Below are 1,571 nucleotides of genomic sequence, written 5' to 3'. Positions count from 1 at the left end.
CCTTCATTTTGAAGCCGTGTTCCAGGATTCTGAGTTGCTCGAGGGATTCGGCTTCCGATAGGGGGGTCGGGGCCAGGTCCGCGTAGGTGAAGAGAAAATCCCGCCGGAAACCGTAGATGCCGATGTGTTGGAAGAGGGGGATATCCGTCCGCACCCGCCGGTAGGGGATGGGGCACCGGCTGAAGTAAAGGGCGCACCCCTCCAGGTCGGTCACCACCTTCACCGTGTTGGGGTCCGCCATGGATTCGGGGTCCAGGGGAGCGCAGAGCGTTGAGGACGGGGCGTTCCTGTCCTCGAGCAGGGCCCTGGCGGCTTCGTCGATCATGACGGGGTCGAGGAGGGGCTCATCCCCCTGGATATTGATCACTACCTCCGCATCGTCATGTTTTGACGCCTCCGCCACGCGGTAGGTCCCGTTGGGGTGATCGGGGGAGGTCATGAGACCTTCGCCCCCGAAGGAATGGACGGCTTCAAGGATACGAGCGTCGTCGGTGGCAACGACCAGCCGGTCCAGGGTTTTCGACAGGGCGGCCCGTTCGTAGACCCTCTGGATGAGGGTCTTGCCGCAGATATCGGCCAGGGGTTTGCCCGGAAGGCGAATCGAGGCATACCTGGCGGGGATGACCCCCAGCACCCTCATGGCGTCTCGCCATGCTCCCCGGCCTTGGCGATCAGTTTTTCCCTGTCCAGGGGCTTCACTTCTTTCACGATCCATTCGCGCATCGCCTGGCCTTCCGGTGTGTGCTGGGCGTAGCTCATGAAGTCGAGGGAAATCCCCAGGGCCTTCGCAGCTTTCCAGGCCATCACGGGCCAGACCTCGCCGATGTCCCCAATGATGGGGATGCTCCCCTCATGGCGCGCGAAGGCGGACATCTCCATCCGGAAGGGGATCTTCGAGATTTTCGTCTTTGGGAGTCCCCTGTTTATCGCTTCCTGGATGAGAGCGCTCTCCTTCTCGAGGTCCTGGGCTTTTCTCAGGTTCTCGTCGAGGTCGATGCGTATGAGGATCTTGCCCTCTAGGGAAAAGGTCCGCAGCCCTTTCCACCAAGACCATATGCCGTGCCCCGTGTAGCATTCGAAGGGGCCATCGTGGATTTCCTGGGTGAGGGCTACCGCCGACTCGATGATGACATCGGCGGCCTCGAGCATCGAGGCTATGCGCCTGGACCGTTCGAAGACGGAGATGCTGTCGCCGATGGCCATGCCCACATGGCCATGCCCCACCATCTGGGGGATGCTCACCAGCACGGGCAGGCCCTTTTCCGCTCCCATGCCTATCATGGTGCGCCGGTCCGCCCCCCATCCGGCCGCTACCTCGAAGGGAAGTCCGCAGGCCTTGCTGAAGACAAGTATTTCACCGGCCAGGTTCTCCGCCCTCAACCCCATGGGGTAGGCCATGTTCCCGGCAGCCTTGATGACACGCCTGCCATCGGCTTTTTCCCCTCTTTCGAGGAGGTCCTCGTCGAGGATCATCTCCCTCCGGAGGATGTCCAACTGCCCCTGCGACAGTTGGGTGAACTCGAAGGCACCCCCGCGGGGCAGGAAGTCTCCTTCGAGCCCCAGGGCCGAGG

General features: G+C 62.4%; 2 protein-coding genes. Both read right to left on the bottom strand.

Annotated features, from left to right (window positions below):
• Positions 1 to 640 (bottom strand): 3-deoxy-manno-octulosonate cytidylyltransferase (gene kdsB, locus GX108_01990; protein NLO55817.1); only part of this gene is annotated, 640 nt, incomplete at its 3' end.
• On the bottom strand, positions 637 to 1,571 hold a 935-nt coding region (locus GX108_01985; protein NLO55816.1), incomplete at its 5' end, for a hypothetical protein. The genes GX108_01985 and kdsB, both read right to left, overlap by 4 nt.

It is taken from the genome of Thermovirga sp. (assembly GCA_012523215.1).
Taxonomy (GTDB): Bacteria; Synergistota; Synergistia; order Synergistales; family Thermovirgaceae; genus 58-81.
The sequence above is the reverse complement of the archived record's forward strand: the minus strand, read 5'-3'. Positions and strand labels throughout refer to the sequence as shown.